General features: G+C 31.7%; 18 protein-coding genes and 1 other annotated feature. Of the genes, 17 read left to right on the top strand and 1 reads right to left on the bottom strand.

Annotated elements, in window-relative coordinates; translation table 11 throughout:
- Nucleotides 1–10 precede the first annotated feature (10 nt).
- The 16 genes from ACZ446_RS13715 to ACZ446_RS13640 all read left to right on the top strand — a co-directional run bounded on the left by ACZ446_RS13715 (nucleotide 11) and on the right by ACZ446_RS13640 (nucleotide 17,373).
- Nucleotides 11–529, top strand: coding sequence for a type 1 glutamine amidotransferase domain-containing protein (locus ACZ446_RS13715; protein ID WP_464393108.1), 519 nt, complete (start codon nucleotides 11–13; stop codon nucleotides 527–529).
- A 100-nt stretch (nucleotides 530–629) separates the two neighbouring features.
- Nucleotides 630–2,465, top strand: coding sequence for a phosphate/phosphite/phosphonate ABC transporter substrate-binding protein (phnD, locus tag ACZ446_RS13710; protein WP_464393107.1), 1,836 nt, complete (start codon nucleotides 630–632; stop codon nucleotides 2,463–2,465).
- Nucleotides 2,466–2,589: 124 nt separating this feature from the next.
- The gene (gene dhaK, locus ACZ446_RS13705; RefSeq protein ID WP_464393106.1) at nucleotides 2,590–3,582 is read left to right on the top strand and encodes a dihydroxyacetone kinase subunit DhaK; all 993 of its coding nucleotides are present in this window, start codon (nucleotides 2,590–2,592) and stop codon (nucleotides 3,580–3,582) included.
- A gap of 20 nt (nucleotides 3,583–3,602) precedes the next feature.
- Nucleotides 3,603–4,220 carry a dihydroxyacetone kinase subunit DhaL gene (gene dhaL / locus ACZ446_RS13700; RefSeq protein ID WP_464393105.1) on the top strand — a complete coding sequence of 206 codons (618 nt, stop codon included), beginning with the start codon at nucleotides 3,603–3,605 and terminating at the stop codon, nucleotides 4,218–4,220.
- Nucleotides 4,221–4,237: 17 nt separating this feature from the next.
- A complete protein-coding gene (gene dhaM / locus ACZ446_RS13695; RefSeq protein ID WP_464393104.1) occupies nucleotides 4,238–4,630 on the top strand; it encodes a dihydroxyacetone kinase phosphoryl donor subunit DhaM in 393 nt (130 codons plus the stop codon).
- A gap of 187 nt (nucleotides 4,631–4,817) precedes the next feature.
- Entirely contained in the window at nucleotides 4,818–5,579 is a 762-nt protein-coding gene (locus ACZ446_RS13690) for a DeoR/GlpR family DNA-binding transcription regulator (RefSeq protein WP_464393103.1), read from the top strand.
- 27 nt (nucleotides 5,580–5,606) lie between these two features.
- Nucleotides 5,607–6,539 carry a 1-phosphofructokinase gene (gene pfkB / locus ACZ446_RS13685; RefSeq protein ID WP_464393102.1) on the top strand — a complete coding sequence of 311 codons (933 nt, stop codon included), beginning with the start codon at nucleotides 5,607–5,609 and terminating at the stop codon, nucleotides 6,537–6,539.
- A gap of 23 nt (nucleotides 6,540–6,562) precedes the next feature.
- A complete protein-coding gene (locus tag ACZ446_RS13680; RefSeq protein ID WP_464393101.1) occupies nucleotides 6,563–7,012 on the top strand; it encodes a PTS sugar transporter subunit IIA in 450 nt (149 codons plus the stop codon).
- Between the two features lie 40 nt (nucleotides 7,013–7,052).
- Nucleotides 7,053–8,441, top strand: coding sequence for a PTS fructose transporter subunit IIC (locus ACZ446_RS13675; protein WP_464393100.1), 1,389 nt, complete (start codon nucleotides 7,053–7,055; stop codon nucleotides 8,439–8,441).
- 182 nt (nucleotides 8,442–8,623) lie between these two features.
- Nucleotides 8,624–9,655, top strand: a complete 1,032-nt coding sequence (locus ACZ446_RS13670) for a peptidyl-prolyl cis-trans isomerase (RefSeq protein ID WP_464393099.1) — start codon at nucleotides 8,624–8,626, stop codon at nucleotides 9,653–9,655.
- A gap of 187 nt (nucleotides 9,656–9,842) precedes the next feature.
- Nucleotides 9,843–10,967: an alanine dehydrogenase gene (ald, locus tag ACZ446_RS13665; protein WP_464393098.1), complete on the top strand. Its 1,125-nt coding sequence runs from the start codon at nucleotides 9,843–9,845 to the stop codon at nucleotides 10,965–10,967.
- A 66-nt stretch (nucleotides 10,968–11,033) separates the two neighbouring features.
- Complete coding sequence (gene alr / locus ACZ446_RS13660; protein WP_464393097.1) at nucleotides 11,034–12,161, top strand: alanine racemase; 1,128 nt, start codon at nucleotides 11,034–11,036, stop codon at nucleotides 12,159–12,161.
- A gap of 124 nt (nucleotides 12,162–12,285) precedes the next feature.
- Nucleotides 12,286–12,495, top strand: a binding site (T-box leader).
- 116 nt (nucleotides 12,496–12,611) lie between these two features.
- On the top strand, nucleotides 12,612–13,880 hold the full coding sequence (gene serS, locus ACZ446_RS13655) for a serine--tRNA ligase (protein ID WP_464393096.1): 1,269 nt from the start codon (nucleotides 12,612–12,614) through the stop codon (nucleotides 13,878–13,880).
- A gap of 382 nt (nucleotides 13,881–14,262) precedes the next feature.
- Nucleotides 14,263–14,913 (top strand): bifunctional 2-keto-4-hydroxyglutarate aldolase/2-keto-3-deoxy-6-phosphogluconate aldolase, encoded by a 651-nt coding sequence (locus ACZ446_RS13650; RefSeq protein ID WP_464393095.1) that lies wholly within the window; start codon nucleotides 14,263–14,265, stop codon nucleotides 14,911–14,913.
- A gap of 377 nt (nucleotides 14,914–15,290) precedes the next feature.
- Nucleotides 15,291–16,313, top strand: a complete 1,023-nt coding sequence (locus tag ACZ446_RS13645; RefSeq protein WP_464393094.1) for a PfkB family carbohydrate kinase — start codon at nucleotides 15,291–15,293, stop codon at nucleotides 16,311–16,313.
- 100 nt (nucleotides 16,314–16,413) lie between these two features.
- The gene (locus ACZ446_RS13640; protein ID WP_464393093.1) at nucleotides 16,414–17,373 is read left to right on the top strand and encodes a sugar kinase; all 960 of its coding nucleotides are present in this window, start codon (nucleotides 16,414–16,416) and stop codon (nucleotides 17,371–17,373) included.
- 127 nt (nucleotides 17,374–17,500) lie between these two features.
- On the opposite strand, the gene ACZ446_RS13635 is transcribed toward ACZ446_RS13640, so the two are convergent.
- On the bottom strand, nucleotides 17,501–19,891 hold the full coding sequence (locus ACZ446_RS13635; protein WP_464393092.1) for a bifunctional diguanylate cyclase/phosphodiesterase: 2,391 nt from the start codon (nucleotides 19,889–19,891) through the stop codon (nucleotides 17,501–17,503).
- Nucleotides 19,892–20,280: 389 nt separating this feature from the next.
- Between ACZ446_RS13635 and nrdJ the strand changes: the two genes are divergently transcribed.
- Nucleotides 20,281–22,671, top strand: a complete 2,391-nt coding sequence (gene nrdJ, locus ACZ446_RS13630; protein WP_464393091.1) for a ribonucleoside-triphosphate reductase, adenosylcobalamin-dependent — start codon at nucleotides 20,281–20,283, stop codon at nucleotides 22,669–22,671.
- The last annotated feature ends 84 nt before the right edge of the window (nucleotides 22,672–22,755 follow it).

Raw genomic sequence — 22,755 nt, 5'->3', positions numbered from 1 at the left:
GGGTAATAGAGTGAAGCTTAAGGATAAAAAGATAGCAATGCTAATTGGCCCTGGATATGAAGATTTTGAGTTCTGGGTTGTATATATGAGAATGCTTGAAGAAGGTGCAGATGTTGATGTAATTGGAATGGAAAAGGGTGTTGAATATACCAGTAAACATGGCTGTTTAACTAAAGAGGCTGATTTCTTAGCTTCAGAAGTTTTAGATGAGGATTATGATGGAGTTTTGGTGCCTGGTGGTTGGACACCTGATAAAATAAGAAGAGATAAAGATATAGTAGAATTAGTAAGAAAAAATTATGAAGCAGGAAAGATTATTGGTTTAATCTGTCATGCTGGCTTAGTTGGAATTTCTGCTGGAATAATTGATGGAGAGGCAACTGGCTCTTTAGGTATAAAAGATGATATAATTAATGCTGGTGGAACCTGGGTAGATAAAGCGGCATTTAGAGATGGCAATATTGTATGGGGAAGAGTTGTTAAAGATATTCCAGCTTATTGTAGAGAACTAGTTAAAGCTTTATCATAATATAAATTTGAGTATAAAAACTTATGCTAAACCAGATTAAAATAAATATTTAAAATCTGGTTTAGCTATAAATCTTGTAGTTGAAAAGGGAGTAAAATTTATGGGGATATTTAATGAATTCCATTTTATAAGTTTTAGCATAGGGTTATTAACATCATTTATTTTAAGTGCTATTTTAAGATTAAAAAATAGAAAAGATTATCAAAACAAAAAAAATAATACTAAAAATGAGGTTGCTTCTGAGTCTAAAAAGAAAAATGCTGATGAGTTATTAAATTTATCTCAAGAAGTTTCTTTTAAATCTCAAGATTTAATCTGGCTAATAAATGACAATAATAAAAAAGCAGAAAAATTAGTAGAAAGGTTTGAAAATATTGCTGAGTCAGTTGAAAATAATGCAGCTGGTGCAGAAGAAATTTCTGCAACTATTGAAGAATTATCATCATCTTCAAACGTAATAAAAGCAGAAATGGATAAATTAGAGAATATTTCTAGGACACTTGTATCTGATTCAGAAAAGAATCAAAGTTGGATAAAAGAATCAAATAATACATTACTTGATATAGCAACAAATGTAAAAAGATCAGGTAATTCTATTCAAAGTGTTGAGGAAGCACTAGCGAATACTAATGAATTAATTGAAGGTATTATGGATATTACTGATCAAATTAATTTACTTGCTTTAAATGCTTCTATTGAGGCGGCAAGGGCTGGCGAAGCAGGTAGAGGTTTTAATGTTGTAGCTGGTGAAATTAAAAGTCTTTCTGAAGAAACAGAGGAACTAACATCAGAAATTAGAGAAGCTATTGACAAAATTAATATTGAGATAAGAAACACAGATAAAATTATTGAAAATGGATTAGACAGTATCGAAGGTGTTGAAGAGCTCGCAGGAAAGTCTATTGAATCTTTTAATTTAATGAATAATAATCTACATAATGTTATTGATTCAATATCTAAATTATCTGATAGTACTGAGAGCCAGGCTTCTGCTACAGAACAAACTACTCAAGCTGTTGAGTCTATGACTCAAGAATTTATCAATATTTCAGAAAATGTTTCAGAAGTTGATAAAAATATAAAAAATCAAAAACATAATTCTGAAACTTTACTAGAGTATTCAAATAATTTAAATACTATTGCTTATAATCTACATAAAATTTCTGTAGAAAATAAAGATAAAGATATGCTTATATTTGGAGTTAATCCATTTACAAAACCAGAAAAAATTGAAGATTTATATGTTCCAATAATTAATAAATTGTGCAAAAAGATAAACAAAAAAGCAAAAACAGTAATAGTTTCAGATTATGAAGAACTTACAAATTATATTAAAAATGATTTAATAGATATAGGTTGGTTTTCACCAATGGCCTATGTTAAGGCTAAAGCAGAAACTGATGTTATACCTTTGATAACACCTTTAATAAATGGAAAAGACAGCTATAGAGGGTATATATTTACAAGAAAAGACAGCAAATATTCAAAATTGCTAGATTTAAAAAACAGTATTTTTGCTTTTGTTGATCCGCTTTCAACTTCTGGCTATGTTTATCCAAAACAGATGCTAAAAGAAGTTGGTATTAATGTTGATACTGATTTAAAAGAGAAAAAATTCTTGGGTAATCACGATAATGTAATTAAAGCAGTTTTAGATAATAAAGTTCAAGTTGGAGCAACATATAATGAGGCCTGGGAAAGGGCAGCTAATATTTTAAATTTAGATAATTTAAAGATTCTCAAAAAAACTGATCCAATACCAAAAGATGTTATTGCTGCAAGACCAAATTTAGATACAGATATTTTAGAGGCAGCAAAAAATATTTTCTTAAAAGCAGATCAAGAAATTAATGAAACATTAAAACAAACCAATATAACCGGGTTTACAAAAAGTGAAGACAGTAAATTTGATATTATTAGAAAATATAACAATTAATAATCAAGATCGGATAATTATTATTTGATAATTCAAAATATTAATGATAAAATTGTCTTGATAATTAAGTTATTTAAATAAGTTTAAAAATATATTTAATAAATATTAAAAGGAGGCTTTATTAATGAAGAAAAAATTGATTAACAATCCAGAAGAAGTAGTTGAAGAAATGGTAGAAGGTATCGTGATGGCTGCTCCTGATAAGCTTGAAAAGATAGAAGATTATAATATAGTAATCAGAAAAGGAAGTCCAAATGAAAAAGTTGCATTAGTAAGTGGTGGTGGTAGCGGCCATGAACCAAGTCATGCTGGTTTTGTAGGTGAAGGTATGTTAGATGGTGCTATTGCTGGTGATGTATTTACTTCTCCAACTCCAGATGCAGTATTTGAGGCTATTAAAGCTGTTGATGGTGGTAAAGGTGTATTATTAGTTGTTAAAAATTATACCGGAGATATTATGAATTTTGAAATGGCTGCAGAAATGGCAGAAGCTGAAGGAATAGAAGTAGATCATGTTGTAGTTAATGATGATGTAGCTGTAGAAGATAGTTTATATACAACTGGTAGACGTGGTGTTGCAGGTACTATTTTTGTTCATAAAATTGCAGGTGCTAAAGCTGAAGCTGGAGCAGAACTTGCAGAAGTTAAAAAAGTTGCAGAAAAAGTAATAGCGAATGTAAGGACAAAAGGTATGGCCTTATATCCATGTCGAGTTCCAGCAGCTGATGAATCAACATTTACTCTTGAGGAAGATGAAATAGAACTAGGTATTGGTATTCATGGTGAACCTGGAACTGAAAGAACTGAATTAATGAAAGCAGATGAAATTGTTGATGAATTACTGGGTAGTGTAATAGAGGATATTCCTTACGAAGAAGGTGATGATGTAGCTCTGATGATTAATGGTATGGGAGGTACTCCTCTAATGGAATTATTCCTGGCCAACAGAAGAGCAAATCAAGTATTAGAAGAAAAAGGAATAAATATCTATAAAACATTTGTTGGAGAATATATGACTTCATTAGAGATGGCTGGTGTATCTATAACATTACTAAAATTAGATGAAGAACTAAAAGAATTACTTGATGCTCCAACAGAAATTAATATTATGAAATAATTTATGGAGGAGGACTATTTGTGACCGAAAAAAGCAAAGAAATTATAAATAAAGTAGCTGATGTAATTATAGAGAATAAAAAATACCTAACTGAACTAGATTCTGCCATAGGTGATGGTGATCATGGTATTAATATGTCTAAAGGATTCAATAAAGTAAAGGAAAAATTAGAGGCAAAAGATTATGCAAACAATAAAGAACTTATAAAAACAGTTGCAATGACCTTAATTTCTACAGTTGGTGGTGCTTCAGGTCCTCTTTATGGTACTGCTTTTCTAAATATAAGTAAAATTATACCTGATATTGATTTTGATTTAGATTCAATAATAGAAATTGGTGAAACTGCTGTTGCAGGTATTCAAAAAAGAGGAAAAGCAGAGCAGGGAGAAAAAACGATGTTAGATACTATTATTCCTGCAGTAGACTCCCTAAAAGAAAGTAAGGAAAATGGGGATAATTTAGAAGAAGCATTAAAACAGTGTAAAGCTAAAGCTGAAGAAGGAATGAAGGCAACAATTGATATGCAGGCGACTAAAGGGCGTGCAAGTTATTTAGGTGAAAGAAGTATTGGACATCAGGATCCAGGCGCTACTTCTAGTTATTTGATAATAAAAACAGTAGTAGATGAATTATATTAACAAATTGGAGGAAGCAAATGGTAAATATAATATTAGTTTCTCACGTTAAAGAAATTGCTGAAGGAGCTAAAAAATTAGCGGAACAAATGAAACAAGGTGATGTCGAAATTATTGCTGTTGGAGGTACTTCTGATGGTGATATTGGTACAGATCCTGATGCAATAGAAACAGCTATAAATGAAATTGATAAAGAAGATGGGATAATAATTTTAGCTGATCTAGGCAGTGCTATAATGAGTGTAAATATGGTTCTAGATTGGTTGGAAGATGAAGTTAGAGAAAAAATTATTTTAGCTGATGCTCCCTTTGTAGAAGGAGCAGTTGTTGCAGCTGTCGAAGCTGGGATGGGCAATAAAATTGAAGAAATACTGGAATCAATTGAATCAGCTGAGATGATAAAAAAGAATTAAGAATAATATTATTCAACTAATAACCGCTCCTAAATATTTAGGAGCGGTTATTTTTATGCAGTTCAAAATTTAACTAACTTAAGTTTTTTGAAAATTATGTTGACAATCAAAAACGAATACTATATAATCATAATTGAAAGAAAACGAAAATATACAATCATAAAAATACAGAAAAGAGGTTTTGTTAATGTTTGCTGAAGAGAGAAGAAAGGAAATAATATTTCTACTTAAAGAAGAGAAGAGGGCGAGTGTTAACGAGCTAAGTGAAGAATTTGATGTTTCACGTGCAACAATAAGAAGAGATTTAAGTGAGTTAGAAAAAGATGGTTTTTTGCGGAGGACACATGGAGGAGCTATCTTAAGCGGCAGTAGCAAATTAGAACCAAGTTTTAAAGAAAAAGAAGATAAACTAGCTGATGAAAAAAAGAAAATTGGGAAAAAAGCTGCAGAAATAATAAAAGAGGGAGATACAATATTTATTGATGCAGGGACTACAACAAGACATATTATTGATAATTTAAAAAACAAAAAAGATTTGACAATTGTTACTCATGCACTTCATATAATAAATAAAATAAATGAAATTAATTTAGACTGTGATTTAGTTGTTATTGGTGGAAATTTCAAGTGGTCAACAGAAGCTATGATTGGTCCAATGGCAGAAGATGATTTAAAAAAGTTGAGAGTTGATAAAAGTTTTATTGGTTCAAATGGTTTTACTTTAAATTCTGCTGCAACAACACCAGATTTAAGAGAAGCAAAAATAAAAGAAATCGCCTTGGAAATTGCTGGAGAAAAATTTCTTTTATTTGATCAAAGCAAGTGGGAAGAAGAATATTTTTATAGGTTCGCAGAATTAAGTCAAATAGATTTTATTATTACCGATTCAATTGAAGAGAATAGAGAAAAAAGATTAAAAGAAGAGAAAGTTGAAGTGATTTTAGCATGATTTATTAAGTATTGAGGAGGTGGGGAAATGATTTTAACAGTTACTTTAAATCCAGCTTTAGACAGAATAATATTTCTTGAAGATTTTAAATTAGGAAAATTAAATAGAGTAAAGGATACCAATATTTTGGCTGGAGGAAAAGGGATCAATGTTTCTGAGGTTCTAACAAAATTAAAGATTGAAAACCAGGCTTTGGGTATAATTGGAGGTAATAACGGCCGAATAATAAGTTCAATGCTTGAAAATAAAGGAGTAAATTCTAATTTTATTTGGTCAGACTTTGAGACAAGACAAAATTTAAAAATTAAAGAAAAAAACACTAATAGAGAAACAGAAATCAATGAAGGTGGAAAAGTTAGTGAAAAAGATATAAACGATTTTTTAAAATCTTTTAATAAGGCAGTTGAAAAAAATAAAACAGTGGTTTTATCAGGTAGCTTACCAGATGGTGCTGCAAAAGATATTTATTCAGAACTTATTGAAAAAGCAAAAGAAAAAGGAGCTAAAGTTATTTTAGATAGTTCTGGTAATGAATTCAAATTGGCCTTAAAAAAAGCACCATACTTAGTTAAACCCAATTTAGAAGAAATTGAAAATTTATTGGGGAGAAAAATTAAAAGTAATCAAGATTTAAAAATAGGAGCTAGATACTTATTAGATCAGGGTGTTAAGGTTGTTATGATTTCACTAGGAGAAAAAGGTGCCTTGATAGCATCTGAAGAAGAAGGGTATAGAATATATACCCCTCAGGTAAAAATTTCTCAAACAACAGTTGGAGCTGGAGATACAATGGTTGCTGGTCTGGCTGCTGAGATAGATAAAAATGAAAGTATTAAAGAAACCGGTGTTTTTGCTGCAGCTTTAGCTACTGCTTTTGTTGAAAGTGGTTCTATTGCTAAAATTGATGAAGATTTAATTGAAAGAATAAAAAATAGTATCAAAGTTGAGAAAATTTATTAGAAATTAAGAAAAGGGGTATAAAAATGGAAGTAAATGAATTTATAAACAAAAATTTAATCAAAATGAATTTAGAAAGCAATGATAAAGATTCTGTAATCAAAGAAATGATAGAAATAATGGCTGTAAATGGTGTAATTACTGATAAAGAAGAAGTGATAAAAAAAGCAATGGAAAGAGAAGCTAAAGGAACAACTGGTGTTGGAAAAGGGGTTGCTATTCCTCATGTTAAAAGTAATGCTGTAAAAAGACCAGCAGTTGCTTTTGGGCGTTCAGAAAAGGGAATTGATTATGGATCTATGGATAAAAAACTAAGTCACTTATTTTTCTTAATCACAGTTCCTGAGGAATCTCATGATGAACATTTAAAATTATTAGCTCAGCTTTCTAGAAATTTGGTTCATGATGATTTTAGAAACAATTTATTAGAAGCAAAAGATGAAGCAGAGATAATGGATATTTTAGAAAAAATTTAAGTATACCTAAAATTTGTGTAAAAATAAGGAGGAATAATTTATGAAAAAGATTGTTGCTGTAACTTCCTGTCCAACTGGAATTGCTCATACTTATATGGCTTCAGAATCTTTAGAAGAAGCTGCTAAAAAAATGGATTTAGAAATTAAAGTAGAAACTCAAGGTTCAGTAGGGGTAGAAAATGAATTAAATGTTCAGGATATTAAAGATGCTGATGCAGTAATTATTGCAGCTGATACTAATGTAAGCAAGGAGCGCTTTGCAGGTAAGCCGATTGTAGAAGTAGCAGTAGCTGATGCAATTGATGATGCAGAATCTTTAATTAATCAGGCACTTAAAAAAGCAGAAAAAGGAGAAAAAACAGAGGTTGATTCTAATCTTCAAAGTCGGGTAAGTGATGAGAAGGCAAAAAGAAAAGAGAAAAGATCTGGCCCATATAAACATCTAATGACAGGTGTTTCCTTTATGCTTCCGTTCGTTGTAGCTGGAGGTTTAGCAATTGCCTTATCTTTTGTTTTTGGTATTAATGCTGCTCAACAGGAAGGATCACTTGCTGCTGCTTTAAGTCAAATTGGTGGTGGAGCTGCTTTTGCTTTGATGGTTCCAGTACTTGCTGGGTATATAGCTTTCTCTATTGCTGATCGTCCTGGTATTGCACCTGGTATGATTGGTGGTATGCTTGCAAGTAGTATAGGAGCTGGATTTCTAGGAGGAATAATTGCAGGTTTCTTAGCCGGTTATCTGACTCAGTGGTTAAAAAACACTATAAAATTACCGGAAAATTTACAGGGGTTAATGCCCGTTTTAGTATTACCCTTCCTTTCTAGTTTAATTGTTGGACTTTTAATGATATATTTAATTGGCCCTCCTGTAGAGGGGATAATGAACGGTCTTGAGAATTGGTTAAATGGTATGACTGGAACAAATGCTGTTTTACTTGGATTGATTTTAGGAGCAATGATGGCCTTTGATATGGGAGGACCAGTTAATAAAGCAGCTTATACTTTTGGAGTTGGTCTTTTAGGTTCAGAAATTTATGGTCCGATGGCAGCAATTATGGCTGCAGGTATGACACCTCCTTTGGGCCTTGCTTTAGCAACAACCTTATTTAAAAATAGATTTACTCGCCAGGAAATTGAAGCAGGAAAACCAGCCTGGTTTATGGGAATATCATTTATTACAGAAGGAGCGATTCCTTTTGCAGCAGCAGATCCAATTAGAGTAATTCCATCTATAATGACGGGTTCTGCTGTAACAGGTGCTTTATCGATGTTATTCGGAGTTGGTTTAAAAGCACCACATGGAGGAATTTTTGTGCTGCCAATTCCTAATGTTGTAACTAACCTTGGTTTTTATGCTTTAGCAATAACTGCAGGTACTGTTGTAACTGCTTTTATGTTAAGAATTTTAAAACCAAAATTAGAAGAATAATAATGATTAGAGAGGGTATTAATTTACCTTCTCTTTTTTCTTTAGATACTGATAAATTTAATTTCACAATAATTAAAATTCAATTAGAAAAGCTTCTAAATTCTTGCTAATCATTGGATTTATGGTATAATTAAAAGCAGTTAATTATAAATTAAGAATATTTTAATTGGGAGTGTGTATTAATGAATTTAAAGAAGAACATTTTAATTATTTCAGCAATTATGCTTTTAGTTTTATCAATTCCAGCAATGGCTCAAGATGCTCAAGATGTTAATAAAACAGTAACAGAGGAAACACCTGAGATTGCAGCCTATGTTAATGGAGAAGAAATTTCAATGCAGGAACTCGAACAGTTTGCAGGTGTTAGAAATATTTTGATGCAGCTTCTGCAATCAAATCAAGAATTTGCGTCTGTTATATTACAGACAGAGGCTGGACAAAATGTAGTAAACGAATTTCGCAAGTTAAAGCTAGAACAGTTAATAACAAATGAATTACTTGTTCAGGAAGCAAAAAATAGAGGAATTGAAGTTAGTAATGAGGAAATGAATAATATATTTGATCAACAGGTAAATGCTCTAAAACAACAGAATAATCTTAATGATGAGCAGCTTGAAAAGGCTATTCAGCAGCAGGGTTTTGAATCAATGGAGCAATACAAAGATATGTTCTTTGAAAATAATATGAATGGATTTTTAGTTAATAAATTAAGAGAAGAAGTTGTTAATACGGTAGAGGTTAGTGATGCAGAAGCACAGGAGTTTTATAATAATAATCAAGAACAGTTTGAAACATCTGAGCAAAAAAGAGTAAGCCATATTTTATTTGATGAAAAAGAAAAAGCAGAGGAAGTATTATCTGAAATTAATAATGGTGCTGATTTTGCAGAAATGGCTAAAGAACACTCTACAGGACCTACTTCAGAAAACGGTGGCGATTTAGGATTTATAACAGCTGAAGAACGTGGCTTAGATGCAACTTTCCGTGATGCTGCAATGGAGCTAAATGTAGGCGAAGTCAGTTCAGAACCTGTAGAAACCCAATTTGGTTTCCATGTAATTAAAGTAACTGATTTTAGAGAAGCGGGAGTAAGAAGTTTTGAAGAGGTAAGTTCTCAAATTAAGAGTCAGCTTAGAAATCAGAAACAAAGTCAGGCATTTCAGGATTTTGTTGAAGGTTTAAGAGAAGATGCAGAAATTGAGAAAAATATATAATATTTAATTGTTATAAAATTATATAGTATTGATTATAAATTCCTGCTCATTTATTTGAAGCAGGAATTTTTATTTAGAGCGCCTAATTGCTCATATATGTCAAAAACATGCATAAAAAATCTTTTAATAAGCTTGTATATCTGTTATTATGTAGATAAGATTATAAATTTTAGAGGAGCTGATTTTGATGATAATAGCAGTACCAAAAGAAGTAAAGAACAATGAGAATAGAGTAGCTTTAACTGCTGCAGGAGCAGAAGTTTTAACAAAGGCAGGTCATCAAGTGTTAATTGAGAAGGATGCTGGTCGAGGAAGTGGAATTTTTGATGCTGATTACCAGAAATCTGGTGCTGAAATAATAGCTGAAAAAAGGGAATTATTTGATAAAGCAGAAATGATAGTTAAAGTTAAAGAACCATTAAGAGAAGAATATGAATTTTTTAGAGAAGGTCAAATTCTTTTTACATATTTGCATTTAGCAGCTAATAAAGAATTAACAGATTTTTTAATAGATAAAAAGATAACAGCAGTAGCTTATGAAACAGTTCAAAATGAAGAAGGTGAATTGCCTCTTCTGACTCCAATGAGTGAAGTTGCTGGCAGGTTATCCGTTCAAGCTGCAGCAGCTTATCTAGAAAAGCCAAAAGGTGGAAGTGGAGTGCTTTTAGGAGGTGTTCCTGGAGTTAAGCCTGCAAAAGTTGTAGTAGTTGGGGGAGGAATTGTTGGTCGGAATGCAGCTAAAGTAGCTTTTGGTATGGGTGCAGAAGTAACAATTATGGATATCAAGCAATCTACAATGCGATATATAGATGATATCTTCCAAAGCAGCATTAGAACAATTATGTCTAATCCCGCTCATATAGCAGAAGAAGTTAAGGATGCTGATTTAGTTGTTGGGGCTGTTTTAATTCCTGGAGCGAAAGCACCAAATCTTGTTACAGAAGAAATGATAAAAAATATGAAGGCTGGTTCTGTAATAGTTGATGTTGCAATTGATCAAGGAGGCTGTATTGAAGGAACTTATCCGACAACCCATGATGAGCCTGTATTCAAAAAGCATGGAGTTATTCACTATTCTGTTGCAAATATGCCAGGAGCGGTAGCTAGAACTTCAACCTTTGCTTTAACAAATGCAACTCTTAGCTATATAAATAAATTGGCATCTAGAGGTTATCAAAAAGCAATGCTGGATGATTATTCTTTAGCTTTAGGATTAAATGTTTATCAGGGAAATATAGTTTGTCAGGCTGTTGCTGAAAGTTTTGGCTATGACTATCAGGATTTAGATCAATTATTAGCTGAGTGGAACTAAGAAGTTAATCACTTTAGATATTTAACTAATATTTTTAACAAATTACCAAAAGATGGAGGAAAAAAGATGGAACTGCAGTTAAAAAGGCCAACCTGGATTGAGATTAATCTTGGTTCTTTAAAAAATAATTATAATTTTATTCGCAGTAAAATTCCAAATAAAACTAAGATTGCTGCAGTTGTTAAAGCAAATGCTTATGGTCATGGAGCAGTAAGGGTTGCCCAAGAATTATCACAGTTAGGTGTAGAATATTTTTGTGTTGGAAGTCCTGATGAAGGACTTGAATTAAGAGATGCTGGAATTGAAAAACCAATTTTAGTCTTAGCTGAAATTTTGCCTTCTCAAATAAATGACGTTATAACTGGTAATTTAATTCAGACTGCTGCTAGTTTAGAAACACTTAAAGAATTAAATAAGGCTGCCTCTAGATTTGGTAAAATTATAAAAGTTCATTTAAATATAGATACGGGAATGGGAAGAATCGGATTTTTTCCTAAAGAAATTATAGATGTTTTTGAATGTTTAAAGGGATTAGATTTTATCAAACTAGATGGCCTTTTTTCCCATCTGGCTCAGGCTGATGAAGCAGATAAGGAATATTCGTATCTACAGCTCCAGAAATTTAATTCTCTTATGAAATCTTTAAATAATGAAAAAGTTGAGATACCTATGATCCATATTGCCAACAGTGCTGCTGTTATAGATTTAGTAGAAACTTATTTGGATTTAATTAGGCCAGGTGTTATCCTTTATGGACTTTTACCTTCTAAAGATTTAAATAAAGATGCTGATTTAGAACCAGTTTTATCATTTAAAACAAAAGTAACTCAAATCCGAGAAGTTCCTGCCAATTCTTTTATTAGTTATGGTTCAACTTATAAAACTCAGTCTAAAGAAAAGCTTGCCGTTTTACCAGTTGGTTATAAAGATGGATATCCCCGACTTCTTTCAAATAAGGGTGAAGTTTTAATTAGAGGTGAGAGGGCTCCGATTAGAGGTAGAGTTTGTATGGGACAGACAATTGTTAGTGTGGATCATCTTGACCAAGTTAAAGTTGGTGATGAGGTTGTTTTGATTGGTAAGCAAAAAAACGAAGAAATATCTGCTGCTGAAATTGCAGAACTCTGTGGAACTATAAATTATGAAATTGTCTGCAGCTTAAATGATAGATTAGAAAAAATATATTTAAAATAACTATTTAATTTTAAACTGGAGAAAAAAAGAAAAATATATTTTATTGAGTAGATTTTAATAAATTTAACTTGAATTAAGGAAAACCCTGTAATATAATAAGCATAACAAATAAATAGCCAACTATCTAAAAGCTGTGAAAGACAATAGTAAATTTATTAACTGAAATAAGAGAGCTGATGGCTGCTGTAAATTGGCCAGTTAATTTTTGAATCCAGTCTGGAGCTGTGAAGCTGAAAGTAATTAGATTAAGCTGAACCGGTTGAGTCCGTTAAAACTATTTAAGAGGCAGCTGAGCTGTCATTAGGGTGGCACCACGAGTAATCTCGTCCCTTTTTAGGGAGGAGTTTTTTTGTTTTTATCTTACTTTATATTCTAGAAGTTATTTAATTTTTAGTTCAAATCAAGGTTATAATTCAAATTAAGCATAATCTTTAAAGGAGGAATTAGAGAATGTTAGATATGAGATTTATAAGAGAAAACCCAGAAATTGTAGAAGAATCGATGGAAAAGAGAAATATGGAGTCTCCAATTGAAAAATTTAAAGAACTTGATGATGAAAGACGAGATCTTTTATATGAAGCTGAGCAGTTAAAACATAAGCGTAATGTTAATTCTGATAAAATTGGAGAGCTAAAAAGAAATGGAGAAGATGCTTCTGATCTCATTGCAGAAATGCAGGATGTTTCTCAAAAAATTAAGGGATTAGATCAAAAAGTTGCAGATGTAGAAGCAAAACTAAATGATTTACTTCTTGGAATTCCAAATATTCCCCATGAATCTGTACCAGTTGGTTCAGACGAAGAAGACAATAAAGAACTTAGAAAATGGGGTGAACCAAGAAAATTTGATTTTGAATACAAAGCACATTGGGATATCGGAGAGGATTTAGATATCTTAGATTTTGAAAGGGGAGGGAAAGTAACTGGAACCCGTTTTACTTTTCTTAAAGGAGCAGGTGCAAGGTTAGAGCGAGCATTAATCAACTTTATGCTTAATCTACATACTGATGAGCATGGTTATAAGGAGGTTTTCCCACCTTTCATAGCTAATGCAGATAGTATGACAGGGACAGGACAGCTGCCTAAATTTAAGAAGGATATGTTTAAACTTGAAGGTTTAGATTATTATTTAATCCCAACTGCTGAAGTTCCAGTAACTAACCTTTATCGTGATGAAATTCTTGATGTGGATCAGCTTCCCGAATATTTAACAGCTTATAGTGCCTGTTTTAGAGCTGAAGCTGGTGCTCATGGTCGTGATACTAGAGGTATAATTCGTCAGCATCAGTTTAACAAGGTTGAAATGGTTAAATTTGTAAAACCTGAAGATTCCTATGATGAGTTAGAAAAAATAACAGCTGATGCAGAAGATGTACTTCAGAAATTAGAGCTTCCGTATCGGGTAGTAAGTCTTTGTACAGGGGATTTAACTTTCTCTTCTGCAAAAACTTATGATTTAGAAGTTTGGATGCCAGCTTATGAAAGCTATAGAGAGATTTCTTCTTGTTCTAATTTTGAAGATTTTCAGGCAAGAAGAGCTGGAATTCGCTATCGACCAGAGCCTGATGCAAGCACAGAATTTGTTCATACTTTAAATGGATCCGGGTTGGCAATAGGAAGAACAGTAGCTGCAATATTAGAAAATTATCAGAATGAAGACGGTACAGTTACTGTGCCAGAAGTGTTAAGACCATTTATGGGAACTGATGTAATTAAATAATTAGTTACTTCATTTATAATTTAAAACTGAATTAATTTAAATAATTGTTAAAAAACAAATATTTTATTTGAAAGAGCTCTTTTTAGGGCTCTTTTTATTTTTTTAAAAATTTTTTTATATTTTTTTAAAAAAAAGAAGGAATATTACCTTGAGTCTAGAATTATATAAAACGAGGTATAAATAAAACAGTGTTTTACTATAAGAAACATAATTTTAAAATTATATTTTTGTAGTAATTTTTTGAGATAAAGCCGGGTTTTAATTTGATTATTTAATTTATTGTGCTTTCTAAAAACGGAATATTAAAATACCGGCTAAAAATTAGAGAAAATCGTTGAGCTGTTTTTACAAAAAGATTTAAAATTTAAAGGAGGCTTATTTAATGAGTAAAATTGAAGATTTAAAAAGGGTTGAAGAAACTGGTATTGTTGCTGTTGTTAGGGCTGAAAATGCAGAAAAAGCATTGAAAATTACAGAGGCTGTAAAAAAAGGTGGTATTGAAGCCATTGAAATTACTATGACTGTTCCGGGAGCTGTTGATGTAATCAAGCAGTTGACTGATGAGTACAGCAAAGATGAAATTTTAATTGGTGCAGGTTCTGTCTTAGATGCAGAGACTGCTAGAGCCTGCATTTTAGCTGGAGCTGAATATATAGTCTCTCCTTCTCTAGATGAAGAAACTATTGCTATGTGTAACCGCTATCAAAAAGCTGTTATGCCTGGAGCAATGAGTGTAACTGAAGTAGTTAAAGCAATGAAATATGGTGCAGATATCGTTAAAATTTTCCCTGCGACTTTATTTGGACCTAAGATAATAAAAGCTGTTAAAGGTCCTTTACCACAAGCACCTCTAATGCCTACAGGCGGAGTTAGCTTAGATAATGTTAAGGATTGGATTAAAGCTGGAAGCTTAGCTGTTGGTGTAGGTAGTTCCTTAAGTAAGGGAGCCAAGACTGGTGACTATGAGCAGGTAACAGAAACTGCTAAAGAATTTATTAGATTGATTAAGGAAGCCAGAGCAGAAATGAATTAAATTTTTATTTCAAAATTATTTTTAAGAATAACTAGCATTCATCTCTCAGCTAACTCAGCTTGCCTTCCCGATCAGCACCTCGTGTGCTGCGGTCAGCTCAAAACATCCTGTCTTTCGAGCTGAGTTAGCGGAGATATTCATAAAGTTATTCTAATAAAAATTCTAATTCATAAAAATTTAATATCATTTCTTTTAGTTAAGAAGGTTGGCTGGAGTGTTCTTATATCTGAGATCATTTTAATAAGCTGCAGAGTCTATTTTACTGATAGATGTACATTTTAAATTTAAATTTTTAATTATCATAATGTAATTGTGACTATAAATTATTTTTACTAAAATTATATTCAATTCAAAAATTATCAGGAGGTTTTTATATTATGACTAAGAAAGTTGTTACATTTGGAGAAATTATGCTGCGTTTGACACCACCTAACCATGAGCGCTTTATTCAGGCTGACACATTTAATGTGATTTATGGTGGAGGAGAGGCAAATACTGCTGTATCTTTAGCTAATTATGGTCTTGATGCTCGTTTTGTAACTAAGTTACCTGACAATCCAATTGGTCAGGCAGCTTTAAACGAAGTTCGCCGTTTTGGTGTTGATACTGATTATATTGCTCGTGGTGGAGACCGCTTAGGAATCTATTATTGTGAGAATGGTGCAAGTCAGAGACCATCAAATGTAGTTTACGATAGAGCTCATTCTGCAATTGCTGAAGCAGAAAGTGCAGATTTTGACTGGGAAGAGATTTTTGCTGATGTTGACTGGTTCCATTATACTGGAATTACTCCAGCTTTAAGTGAAAAAATGTCAGATGTTACTTTAGAAGCTGTTAAAGCTGCTAAAAAACATGGAGTAAAGGTTAGCTGTGACTTAAATTATCGTGCTAAGCTCTGGAGTAGAGAAAGAGCAGGTCAGGTAATGGAAGGTTTAATGGAATACACTGATGTTGTAATTGCTAACGAAGAAGATGCCGAAATGGTATTTGATATTAAGAGTGGTTCTGATATTACTGGTGGCGACCTTAATGTTGAAGGTTACAAAGATGTTGCCAAACAGTTAATTGATCGCTTTGACTTAGAATTAGTAGGAAGTCACTTAAGAATCAGCCACAGTGCTTCCAATAATGGTTGGTTAGTTATTCTCTTTGATGGGGAAAACTTTGTCCAGTCAACTAAATATGAGATCACAATCATTGACCGTGTTGGAGGTGGAGACTCTTTTGCAGGTGGTTTGATTTATTCTCTAGTAACTGGCAAAGATCTCCAGGAAGCTGCTGAGTTTGGTGCTGCTGCATCTGCTCTAAAACAGTCAATTCCTGGTGACTTCAACCACGTAAGTGTTAAGGAAGTAGAAACTCTTGCTGGTGGAAATGCTTCCGGAAGAGTTAAGAGATAAATAGTTAATTAATTAAAATAGGGGCTGCAGCTTAGGCTGTGGCCTTTTTTTAAATTTTAGCATTAAAGACAAATTTTTATTTTTTTAGGAGGAATTTCAAATGATTGATCTTGTTACTATAGGGGAAACAATGGCAGCTATGGCACCAAATGAGGTAGGTTCATTAAAATATTTAAATAATTTTTCTAAGTATATAGCAGGAGCAGAATCCAATGTTGCAATTGGTGTTAAAAGGCTTGGCTTTAATTCAGGCTGGATCAGTAAACTGGGCAAGGATCCTCTTGGTGATTATGTAGAGTTTTTTGTAAGAGGTGAAGGAGTAGATGTTTCTCAGGTTAAAAGAGATGAGGAACATAGGACTGGTTTATTAATTAAAGAGATGCATACAACTAAAGAGCCAAAAGTTTTTTATTATCGCGATAATTCTGCTGCTAGTCATCTTAAAAAAGAAGATATTAATGAAGATTATATTAAAAACTCTAAACACCTTCATTTAACTGGTATTACTCCAGCTTTAAGTAATAGTGCTCAAGCTGCTTTTTTCGAAGCTTTAAGATTAGCAAGAGAAAATAATTTGAAAATTTCTTTTGACCCAAATTTGAGATTAAAGCTTTGGGACAGCATTGAAGAAATGAGGAAAGTAATGTTAGAAATTATTCCTCAGGTTAATGTTCTATTACCAGGAATTGAAGAGGGAAAAATTTTACTGGGACTTTCTGATCCAGAAGATATTATTAGAGGGTTTTATGAGATGATGGATCCTGGATCATTAATAGTTCTCAAAATTGGTTCTAAAGGAGCATTATACTATCAGGGAGATCAAATAGAACATGTTGAACCTTATTGTGTTGACAATATTGTTGATTTAATTGGAGCTGGTGATGCCTTTGCAGCAGGATTAATTACCGGACTTTTAAGAGAATTGCCGATTAGAGAAGCGGTTGAGCTGGCTAATTTAGTAGGAGCTTTATGTATCACTGTTAAAGGTGATATAGAAGGATTACCTACCTGGGAGCAGGTAGAAGTTTATCAGGGTAAAAAAGAAGAGATTCATCGGTAGTTTAAAATTTTTATTGAAATAAAGTTAAATCCCCTTTCTATGATATTATACTTCCAAAGTAGACAGTCTAATTAATTAAAATAGACTATCTACTTGGAGGTATTTTTGTATTTATTAAACTTAGTGTTTAAGACTTATTTATCAAATCAAGTATTTTTGAAAAGATCAAAGGTTTACTGAATATATAGCCCTGAATATAATCACATTTAGCAGTTTTCAATTTGGTTAACTGTTTTTCTGTTTCTACACCCTCAGCGACAACAGGTAAACCCATGCTGTGGAATAAGCTAATTAGACTATCTATGGTTTTAAAATTTTTGTACTCTAGGAATTCTTCAATTAATTTTTTATCTAATTTAACCTTTGAAAAAGAAATATAAGTTAAGTAATTTAAAGAAGAATAGCCGGTACCAAAATCATCAAGGGCAAGTTTTATTCCCAAATCCCTAAGTTGAGTTAAATAATTAACTGCCTTTTGTTCCTGGTGGATTAAGAGGCTTTCGGTAATCTCAATTTCTAGGTTAGCAGCTTTAACATTATTTTCTTTTATTTTTTCTTCAATAAAGTTTAGATAATCTATATCATTTAACTGCTGTACAGAAAAGTTGATTGATATCTTTACAGATTTATTATTCTCATTATTTAAAATAGCTAAATCTTTAATTGCTCTTTCTGTAACCCACCTTGATATATCAATAATTAGTCCACTTTCCTCTGCCACAGGAATAAATTCAGCAGGTGATATATCATGCTCTTTAAGCCTAATTAAAGCTTCTAAAGAATCAATACTTCCTGTTTTCGAATTTATTTGAGGTTGATATTTTAAATTAAAACCATTGTTTTTTAGAGCTTTTCGCAGTATTTTTCTAATCTCCTGTTTTCTTTTAATTTTATTAAACATTTCTGGTTGATAGAATAGATAATCCTGATTATAACTCTCCTTGGCTTGATACATTGCAGTATCAGCCATAGTAATTAGTTCGTAGCTATCTTTAGAATCATCTGGAAAACGGCTGATTCCGAGACTAAAATCAAGATAAAACTCGCTTTCTTCAATCAAAAATGGTTTAGTTACCAGAGCTTTTAATTTAGAAATATATTCTCTGATTTCATAATTAGAGTTAATCCCTTCTAGAAGCAGTAAAAACTCATCACCACCATATCTAGCAGCAAAAAAATTATCAGAAAAAGAATTAAGCAGCAGCTGACTAAACTTTTTTAAAAGATTGTCTCCATATATATGACCAAAGGTGTCATTGATTTCTTTAAAATTATCAAAATCAAGTAAAATGATAGTCCCTTCTTTATGATCAGCCAGTACAGAATTCAATTTTTCCATGAAATTTCTTCTATTTGCCAGTCTAGTTAATGGATCATGGTAAGCCTGATATTCTAAATTTTCATTTAGTGCAGTAACTTCCTGGTTGTATGCTTCTAACTTCTGATAAGCAGTAGAAATTTCTTCAATCATATAATTGAAATTTTGAGCAAGCTTTCCGATTTCATCATCTCTGCTATTATTAATCTGTACATCAAAATTACCTTCTGCTACCATTATCACATTATTAATTAACTGTTGAATTGGTTTAAGGAGGTATCTTTTATTAATAAAATATACTGTAATGATCAAAATAAATAAAGTAATTAAACTAATTTTAAAAATAAGTATTTCTAGTTTATTCCTGACAGAAAAAGCTTCTTTGTTTGTTATTTGAGAGAAAATAATGCTGTTTAATCTTTCTAAAAAGACAAAAGAAGCTAATTTTTGTTCATTATTAGAATAATAATTTAAAGAACCAACCTTTTTGTTGTAAACCTGTTTATAATTAATCACATTATTGATATTATCTTTATTTTTAACAAGTTCAAAATTAGGATGGGCTATGATTTCCCCACTTTGATTTGTAATAGATGAATAACCGGTTTGACCAATTTTTTTACTGGCAACAGTCTTGCTTAATTGATTAAGTAAAATATCACCTGCTAGAACACCTAAAATTTCGCCATTTTCATTTTTTATGGGTAAAGCAACTGTAATCATTAAAAATCTATCATTTGCATCTAAATAAGAGTCTGTCCAAATCAACTCTCCACTATTAACGGCTTTTTGATACCAATTTCTTTCTTTAGGATTGTAATCTGAACTCAGATTAACATCAGGATGGATAATTATCTTACTGCTGTTATCTGCATAATAAATATATTTAAAAATTGTATATTCTTTTTTTACCTGTTTTAATAATTCTAAAATTTCATCATCATTATCCAGATGATGATGAAGAAAAGAAGCTGTTAAATTAATAATATTTTCTGTGTTATCCAAAAAATTATTTACATTATTTTTTAAAGACTTAGCATTTTCTAAATTGACTTCTCTTACTTGATTACTAATTTCTTCAGAAGCAAGTTCACTTATTGAAAAACCTAAGATAGAAATTAAAATAATTAAAATTAAAATTATAACCCAGTTAACCTTAATTATTAAACTTTTATACCATTTAATCTGATTATTATCCATTAAAAACGCCCTTTCAAATAAATAATCAAAATTTATAGAAATATAATAAAATACTATCCAATAAAATTTAATTTATAGTTTTGATTATTTTAATTATATGATAAATTTATAGAATGTTCCAGTCTGAAAAAACTTCAAAATATAAAGGATAATAACTATCAATATAGAATAATAATTTATAAGAAAGATTAATAATTAAATTTAAAGCAGATTTAATTTTAGTCTAAGACCTATCATGATAGATTTAATTTGATTTCCTGTTTATCTAACAAGTTTTTTTCGTAAAAATATAATTTATAATTTATAAATTATATGCTATAATTATTATTCAAGATATTAATTGAGCAATAAATAATATAAATGCATTAAAATTTAAGGAGGTTTTTATTTTGAGCAAATCTGAGATGACGGTAATTAAGCGAGATGATAGAGAGGTTGCTTACAGCCGAGATAAGATTACCAAGGCTATTTATAGAGCTATGGTTGAGTCAGGCGAAGATGCAGCTGAAGATGATGCAGAACAGGTTGCTTTAGATGTAGAATCTGATTTAATTATAAATTTTTACAATGAAGATCAGGTACCTAAAGTAGAAGAAATTCAGGATTTAGTAGAAGAAAAACTTATGAAAGCTGCTTATGTAACAACAGCTAAGGCATATATTTTATATAGAAATAAAAGACAGCAGTCAAGATTATCAAGAAAAAAAGAAAAAGAAAATCAACTTTTAACTAATGAGTTTTTAAGCAAATATAAACACCAACCCAATCCTTTTCCTACTGAGTTGGGAGAATTTATTTATTATAGAACATATTCACGCTGGCTAGAAGAAGAGCAGCGACGAGAATATTGGTGGGAAACAGTAAAAAGAGCAGTAGAATACAACTGTTCTTTGGCACAAACGACTCAAAAGGAAGCAGAGAAACTGTATGATAATGTATACAATTTAAAAAACTTTTTAGCAGGTCGTACACTCTGGACAGCTTCTACAGAGTCATCTAAAAAATATGGAATGAGTAATTATAACTGTTCCTTTACTGTTATTGACAGCTTTAAAGCATATCAGGATTTGTTTTATCTTTTAATGATCGGATCAGGAGTTGGTTTCAGAGTTCTGCCGCGTGATGTAGAAAAGCTGCCAAAGATTAGAACTGATATTGAAGTTATTCATAAGTATTATGAGCCAGTTGAAAAAGATGAAAGAAGAGAATATACGGACTTTGTTTTTGATGAAGATGATGTAGTAACAATAAATGTTGGTGATTCTAAAGAAGGGTGGATTCAGTCTTTAGAATATTATTTTAAATTCTTAATTGACCATGCTTATAGACCTTTAAAAAGAATTATCTTTAATTATGATTCTGTGCGTCCAAAGGGTGAAAAATTAAAGACTTTTGGTGGAACAGCTTCCGGTCATCAGAGCTTAAAAAGAATGTTTACAAAAATAGATAAATTATTAACAGAAAAACCAGATCGTGAACTTGATGATATTAAACGTGTAAAATTAAAGCCAATTGATGCTATGGATTTAGCAAATATAGTGGCTGAAAATGTTGTTTCAGGTGGAGTTAGGAGATCTTCTCAAATTTGCTTATTCAGTGCTGATGATAAGGAGATTGCTCAGGCTAAGAGCAATTTATATGTCAAAGAAGATGATGAATGGGTAATTAATAAAGAAATTTCACACCGTCAGATGAGCAATAATAGTATCTTTTATGAAGGAAAACCTTCTAAAGAACAGCTGAAATGGCATGTTAAACAGATGCGTTTTAGTGGTGAACCAGGTTTTATTAACGCTGTTGAAGGAAGCCGTCGCCGTGAAAACTTTAAAGGTGTTAATCCCTGTGCTGAAATTTTGCTGGATTCCAGGGGAGTGTGTAATTTAACTTCATTGAATGTAATGGCTTTTGTTGATGCTGAAGGCAATATTGATCGCGAAGCTATGTTTGAGGCTCAGAAACTTTCGGCTAGAGCTGGTTATAGAATGGCTTTAATTGAGTTTGAATTACCAGAATGGGATCAAATAAATAAACGAGATAGGCTGATTGGAACTTCATTGACCGGCTGGCAGGATATGAAAAATGCTGCTGATTTAAATGAAGCGCAGGAGGCTGAATTACTTGAAAAATTACGTGAAGTTGCTCATAAAGCCAGTAGAGAAATTGCAAAAGAAGTTGGAGATAATGAGCCAAAACTGATTACAACTGTAAAACCTGAAGGAACACAGACTCAGATGCCAACAGTTTCAAGTGGTCTTCATTATTCTCACAGTGCATATTATGTTCGCAGAGTAAGAATTTCTGCTTCTGACCCACTGGCTAGAGTCTGTGAAGAACTGGATTATCCAATCCATCCAGAAGTTGGTCAGAATCCAGATGATCCAGAAACACTTGTAGTTGAATTTCCTGTTAAGGCTCCTGAAGGCGAAGTTAAGGGGGATGTAGATGCAATTGATCAGCTTGAAACATATAAGATGTTTATGGAAAATTATGTTGATCATAATGCTTCAATTACTGTTCATGTCCGTGATGATGAATGGGAAGATGTGGAAGAGTGGTTATGGGAAAATTGGAATAGTGTAGTTGGTATTTCATTTATTTCTTATAATGATAACTTCTATGATTTAATGCCTTATGAAGAGATAACTGAAGAAGAATATAATAAAAGAGTAAAAGAAATGGCACGGTTTAATCCATCCTTAGTTTCTAAATATGAAACTGAGTATCTGGAAAGAGAGTTAGAAGATTCTTCCTGTGAAAGTGGAGCCTGTCCGGTAAGATAAACATTATAAACTATCTAAACTAAATATGAAATATATTCTTAATCTAAAAAGCTCCTGACTAAAATTAGCCAGGAGCTTTAACTC

The organism is Halanaerobium sehlinense (assembly GCF_055379485.1).
Note: the sequence above shows the minus strand (reverse complement) of the source record. Positions and strands in the feature narration are given on the sequence as shown.